Source organism: Sphingomonas sp. IC-56 (genome assembly GCF_021043375.1).
Lineage (GTDB): Bacteria > Pseudomonadota > Alphaproteobacteria > Sphingomonadales > Sphingomonadaceae > Sphingomonas.
On the sequence record NZ_JAJNDV010000003.1, the window covers coordinates 354,206 to 360,205 of the forward strand.

General features: G+C 62.8%; 5 protein-coding genes and 1 rRNA gene. 4 read left to right on the forward strand and 2 right to left on the reverse strand.

Annotation, left to right across the window (positions count from 1 at the left end; translation table 11 throughout):
* Positions 1-17 precede the first annotated feature (17 nt).
* The 3 genes from LQ953_RS06590 (at position 18) to LQ953_RS06600 (ending at position 3,017) form a co-directional block, all read left to right on the forward strand.
* Entirely contained in the window at positions 18-1,139 is a 1,122-nt protein-coding gene (locus LQ953_RS06590) for a Gfo/Idh/MocA family protein (RefSeq protein WP_231029928.1), read from the forward strand.
* Positions 1,140-1,300: 161 nt separating this feature from the next.
* On the forward strand, positions 1,301-2,452 hold the full coding sequence (locus LQ953_RS06595; protein ID WP_231029929.1) for a zinc-dependent alcohol dehydrogenase: 1,152 nt from the start codon (positions 1,301-1,303) through the stop codon (positions 2,450-2,452).
* A gap of 10 nt (positions 2,453-2,462) precedes the next feature.
* Positions 2,463-3,017: a hypothetical protein gene (locus LQ953_RS06600; protein ID WP_231029930.1), complete on the forward strand. Its 555-nt coding sequence runs from the start codon at positions 2,463-2,465 to the stop codon at positions 3,015-3,017.
* A 54-nt stretch (positions 3,018-3,071) separates the two neighbouring features.
* On the opposite strand, the gene LQ953_RS06605 is transcribed toward LQ953_RS06600, so the two are convergent.
* On the reverse strand, positions 3,072-4,910 hold the full coding sequence (locus tag LQ953_RS06605; protein ID WP_231029931.1) for a M61 family metallopeptidase: 1,839 nt from the start codon (positions 4,908-4,910) through the stop codon (positions 3,072-3,074).
* A gap of 29 nt (positions 4,911-4,939) precedes the next feature.
* Positions 4,940-5,176, reverse strand: a complete 237-nt coding sequence (locus LQ953_RS06610; protein ID WP_231029932.1) for a DUF6894 family protein — start codon at positions 5,174-5,176, stop codon at positions 4,940-4,942.
* 617 nt (positions 5,177-5,793) lie between these two features.
* On the opposite strand from LQ953_RS06610, the gene LQ953_RS06615 reads away from it, so the two are divergent.
* Positions 5,794-6,000: ribosomal RNA gene (locus tag LQ953_RS06615) — 16S ribosomal RNA — on the forward strand; the annotation flags it as partial.

A 6,000-nucleotide genomic window follows, 5' to 3' on the forward strand; every position in this document is an offset into this window, starting at 1 on the left:
CATGAAGGGAATGTCGGATGGACAAGGAAGCCATTAGCCGCCGCCAGCTGGTTCAGCTTCTCGGCGCCGTACCGCTCGCTGGCGCCGCGCTGTCGAGCCCGCTGGCCGCCTGCGCCGCCGAGCCGCCCAAGCGCAAGCTCGGCTACGCCATTGTCGGGCTGGGGAGCTATGCCACCCGCCAGATCATGCCGCGCCTCAAAGATTGCGAGTTCTCGCGGCTGTCGGCCTTGGTCAGCGGCACGCCCGAAAAGCTGGAACGCTATGGCAGCGAGTACGGCATCCCCAAGACGCACCGCTACAGCTATGCGGATTTCGACCGCATCCGCGACAATCCCGACATCGACCTAGTCTATGTCATTCTGCCCAATTCGATGCATGCCGAATATTCGATCCGCGCCAGCCAGGCGGGCAAGCATGTGCTCTGCGAAAAGCCGATGGCGGTGTCCGCCGCCGAATGCGAGGCGATGATCGCTGCCGCGCGCAAGGCCAATCGCAAGCTGATGATCGGCTATCGCTCGCGCTTCGAAACGTACAATCGGCACGCGATAGAGCTCGTTCGCAGCGGATTCGTGGGCAAACCAACGCTGATTACGTCCGAACATGGCTTCAACGCGCAGCCCAATCAGTGGCGGCTGGACAAGCCGATGTCGGGCGGCGGATCGATGATGGACATCGGCATCTACAGCCTCAACGCCGCGCGCTACCTGGCGGGCGAGGAGCCCGTGGAGGTCAGCGCGATGGAATATACCGACCGCAGCGATCCCCGCTTCCGCACGGTGGAAGACCGCATCGACTGGCAGATGCGCTTCCCCTCCGGGCTGCTCGCGAGCTGCCAGTCGCGCTACACTTCCAACCACAACGCCTATCGCGTGACGGGGGACAAGGGCTGGGTCGGCATGGAGCCCGCCACTTCCTATGAAGGGCACCAGATGTGGGTGCGCGCCAACGGCAAGACCGAGCCGCGCGTGCTCCCCCCGCTGCCCAAGAACCAGTTTGTCGGGCAGCTCGACCACCTCGCCGAATGCGCGATGACCGGCCGTGAGCCGATCGTCCCGGGCGAGGAAGGCCTGCGCGACCTGCGCCTGATCGAGGCCATCTACCGCTCCGCCCGGGAAAGACGCGCGGTAAAGCTGGCTTAGCTTTGTAGATCAATGGCTTAGGTTTATCTAGGCGCCGCCCCGACAACACCGTTTCCGCGTCTACAAGATGCTCGCCGCTCTTCCTAACGCACGTTAGAACCGCGCAAAGCCAGGGAACAACCTGCGCCCAGCAAGGTTCGGCGTGGGACGGAGGAGCCTGCATGCTGGCAATGGATTACCGCGGACCCTATCGCGTCCGCCTCTCGGAAAAACCGATGCCCAAGATCCTGCATCCCCGCGACGCCATCGTCCGGGTGACGCGCTCGTGCATCTGCGGTTCGGACCTGCATCTCTATCACGGCATGGTGCCCGACACCCGTGTCGGCATGACCTTCGGCCACGAATTCTGCGGCATCGTCGAAGAGATCGGACCCGAGGTCCAGAACCTGAAGGTCGGCGACCATGTCCTCGTCCCCTTCAACATCGCCTGCGGCCACTGCCACTTCTGCAAACAGGGCCTGTTCGGCAACTGCCACGAATCCAACGCCCAGGCCACTGCAGTGGGCGGCATCTTCGGCTATTCGCACACCGCTGGTGGCTATGACGGCGGCCAGGCCGAATATGTCCGTGTGCCCTATGCCGATGTCGGCCCGACGGTGATCCCCGACTGGATGGACCCCGACGACGCGGTGCTGCTCACCGACGTCGTTCCCACCGGCTACCAGGCCGCGGAAATGGGCGGCATCCAGAAGGGCGATACCGTCGCGATCTTCGGCGCTGGCCCCGTCGGACTGATGGCCGCACGCGCTGCCTGGCTGTTCGGCGCGGGCCGCGTGATCGTGTTCGATCATGTCGACTATCGCCTGGAGTTCGCCCGCACCTTCGGCCCTGCCGAGGTCTACAACTTCAAGGAAGTCGACGATGTCGTTGTCTTCATGAAGAAGACCACTGACGGCCTGGGCGCAGACGTCGTGATCGACGCGGTTGGCGGCGACGCGAAGGGCAATTTCCTCCAGACGCTGTTCGGCGCGAAGCTGAAGCTCGAGGCGGGCAATGCCATCGCCCTGCACTGGGCGATCAACTCGGTGAAGAAGGGCGGCATCGTCTCGATCGTCGGCGTCTATGGCCCGACCGGCAACATGGTGCCGATGGGCAATGTCGTGAACAAGGGCATCACCATCCGCGCCAACCAGGCGTCGGTGAAGCGCCTGCTCCCGCGCCTGATCGAGCATGTTCGCGCCGGCCACATCAACCCCAAGGCGATGATCACGCACCGCGTGCCGCTCGAAGACGTGGCCGACGCCTATCACATATTCGCCGCCAAGCTGGACAACTGCATCAAGCCCGTCCTGGTGCCCAATGGCGGACGTTGAGGAGCGGACAATGACCCTGCCCGTGAAGACCGAGAGCCCGCACCTGGTGGACACCGCTTCCATTTCCGGCTGGGCCGTGGACGCCAATCCGGAGAATGATCCCACCTATCCCATGCGCGACCAGACGCAGGACCATGGCCTCACCCGCCAATGGGATCGTCCGCCCGTGCAGCAGCCGGACGTGGAGATCCTCCAATCGATCGAGCATATCCGCCAGCCGGCGGTGGTGGGCACGTCCACGCCCCCCAGCGGCGTCAGCGGCATGCTGCGTCGAACCGCCTTCCGCTGGAGCGAGTCCAACTGGATGCACTGGCTGATCTTGATGGGCGCCGACCGCATCAACGTGGTGGAAGGCGTGATCGAAGATCTCGCCCATGCCAAGATCCCCAACATACCCGGCGAGATGGGCATCCGCTCCGAGCTTCAGTTCAACAAGCGCGGCTTCGCGACCAAGGCGGCGGTGGTGACCGCCCTGTCGGCAGTCGCGATCGGCTTGATTGTTCGGAAGCGCGGTAAATCCGATCCGACGAGCGCGATCGTGATTGCCCCCAGCGAACCCGCCTGAAAAGCGAAGGCCTGAGCATCCGCTCAGGCCTTTCTACTTTCCAGTGATCAACGCTCAGCGTTTCGCCCGCAGGATATCATCGAGCCGCCGCGGCCCATCGGTCGCGGGTTCCAGATGCGGATATCGGTGCCCATCCACATAGTCGATTGTGACGTCCCGTTCTCGCTTGCCGATACGCACCCGCAAATGCAGGCTCGAACCCTTCCCGGTTTCCGCCACCGCGTCCCGCAGCACTTCAGGCGAATAGTCGCGCCCATTCACGCTCAGCACGGTGGCCCCATTGGTCAGACCCGCCTGGAAGGCAGGGCCCTCCCACAACACGTCCTGCAACTTCCCGTCGTTGCCAACCGTCAGCCCAACCGAAAAGGTCAGGTTGAGATTGCCGGCGACCTTCTCGCTGTTCGCCCAATAGTCGCTCGGCTTGGACCGATAGACCAGCCGGTACCCGCCGCGCTCAAAGCCCGCGAGTGGCGCGCCTTCCTGTTTGCCTTCGAGCTTGTCGAGGAAGAACTGCCGCCAATCGAAGGGAGCAAGCGCTTGAAGCTGTGCGACCACATCTTCGAAGGTGTAGGTGCTGGTCGTCCAGTCGCCTTCATCACCCCTGCCGAAGAAGGCCCGCGCGAACTCGTCTAGCGAATGGCGCTCGCCGGACAGCTCCCGCACCCGCGTATCGACGTCCAGCCAGACCAGCGATCCTTCGCCATAATAATCCTCGCTGCGTTGCCAGCTTGGCCAGGGCAGGGCGCCTCGCGCAGCAATGATGGGATCGCGGGTGGTGTCGCTCATCGGGCGCCAGCGGCTGCCCGATCGAACCTCCTGCGTCGCCGCGGTAAGCGCCAGCGCGCCAAGCGCCTGGTCGTGCGTCCACAGCCCCGAGCGCGCGCACAGCACCCGATCCCAATATTGGGTCTGCCCTTCATAGACCCACATCAGGCTGTTGCGGATCGGCCGATCGAAGCTGGGCGTCCAGGAATCGGCGCCCCGGCGATGCTTTCCGTTCCAGCTATGGATATATTCGTGGGCGATCGTGTCACGCCGGGAGAAGCTCTCCTCCCATTCCGCGAAATAGCCCGGGATCGTCACGGCCTCGCACGAGCGATGGTGCTCGACGCCGATGCTGTCGATTTCGTCGCTTAGCGCGAACAGCACCTCATAGCTGTCGAACGGCCGCGAACCGAACAACAGGTCGGCTTCTTCGATCAAGGCGCGGTGCGGCGCGATCTTCTCGGGCGTGGCTGCCAGCAGTTCAGCGCGATCGGCCGCCATGTTGAGGTGCACCTGCCCGCGATCATCCAGCGTCACGCGCTGGAAATGCCGCCCGGCCAGAACGGGCGAGTCCACCAGCACGTCGAGCGGCGCCGGATGAAAGCTTATTCTGTCTCCCTGGCGTTCCGAAGTCTGCAACGCGCAGGCGCATTGCCAGTCGGTTGGAAGCGTCAGGCTTGCCTCGACCTCGATCCGCCTCGAAAAATACCCGGCGGGATACAGGACGACCGTGTTCCATTGCAGCATCAACAGCCCGGCGCCCATCACCACGCGCCCTTGCGCGTTGTCGGTCGGCGAGAGGAACTGAAAGGACAGGTCGATCGCCTCGACGCCTTCCGGCACATCGACAGCAAAGGCATGCACCTTCACCGGGTGCCGCTTCCAACGCAGATCCTGTCCATCCGCTTCGATCTTCAGGCCCGCCAATAACTCGATCGGCGCCTGGGGAGCATGGTAGCCAGGCAGCCACTCGGGAAAGAGCAGTGTCAGCGGCCCGGCCTGCTGGACCGCAATTGTTTCCTGCACTCGGAAGATGCCCCGCTCGGTGTCGCGCGCGTCGACGTGAAGCTGGATCAAGCCGGGATAGGGAACGTCCTCGGGCTGCGGAACCGGGCCTGGTTCCGCCACGGGTTGTGGCAACTGGCACATATGCGCGCTCAGGATATCTGGCGCGCTACATCGGCCAGCATGATCCGCGCCACTGGCAGCCGTCGCTCGTCTTGGATGTCCAGGCTCCCGTGCAACGGCGCGGGCGCGCGGCGTACATGCTTATGGATGAGCGACCGCGCGGCGCCGTTTGCGGCGATCAACGCCTCGCGAAGGTCGGGGAACTCACGCCGTTCTGCCTGTTCGACATGATTGGCGGTGCGGAGATGAAAGTAGAAGCAAGGCATGCCAGGTGAATGCGCTGCATCTTGATCGGTTGCAGATTGCAACTTGCATCAATCCGGTCACTGGGAAAGCCGGCCGCTAACGTGCTGACTCGGGCCGATGAAGCGCTTTTGGGGCAGGATTCGCTGACCGGGCGGGCTGATTCGCTGGCGCGTCCGGGTCGTCCACCACGAAACTGACACGGAGGTAGAGGCGTAAGCCCGAGGATTTCTGCGGCTTTCCGGGTTTTTTGGGGGCTGCAGGTATTTTTGTGCCAAAAAACCCGTTGACGGGTCGGAACCCTCCACATATATGCCCTTTCACCGCAGCGACGCGGCGCTCTTGGAAACGAGGTGCGGGTGTCGGGGTGGTCACCACATTGACGGCGCTTTGATCGCCCCACGAGAGTGAGGGATGATCGGGTGTCGGTTTTTGTCGGCTCTTTGACATTGTTGATTTAGATGAAGGGACATGTGGGCGGCGGCTCGGTGTCGGCACGGCTTCTAGGCGTGTTCGGTATCGTTAAAGCTTAGTCGTTCCATAGGTCCTTTTACACGTTTCCATACGTGAAGATGTGCAGGAACGGCTCCTAGAGATGAGCGGTTTTGGCAGGGCATTCCACCTCGCCAATATCGTACATAAACTTGAGAGTTTGATCATGGCTCAGAATGAACGCTGGCGGCATGCCTAACACATGCAAGTCGAACGAAGGCTTCGGCCTTAGTGGCGCACGGGTGCGTAACGCGTGGGAATCTGCCCCTTGGTTCGGAATAACAGTGAGAAATTACTGCTAATACCGGATGATGACGAAAGTCCAAAGATTTATCGCCGAGGGATGAGCCCGCGT

Bases quoted from the DNA above. Each gene is read 5' to 3' on its own strand.
- LQ953_RS06590 (WP_231029928.1), top strand. From the start codon at position 18: ATGGACAAGGAAGCCATTAGCCGCCGCCAGCTGGTTCAGCTTCTCGGC.
- LQ953_RS06595 (WP_231029929.1), top strand. From the start codon at position 1,301: ATGCTGGCAATGGATTACCGCGGACCCTATCGCGTCCGCCTCTCGGAA.
- LQ953_RS06600 (WP_231029930.1), top strand. From the start codon at position 2,463: ATGACCCTGCCCGTGAAGACCGAGAGCCCGCACCTGGTGGACACCGCT.
- LQ953_RS06610 (WP_231029932.1), bottom strand. From the start codon at position 5,176: ATGCCTTGCTTCTACTTTCATCTCCGCACCGCCAATCATGTCGAACAG.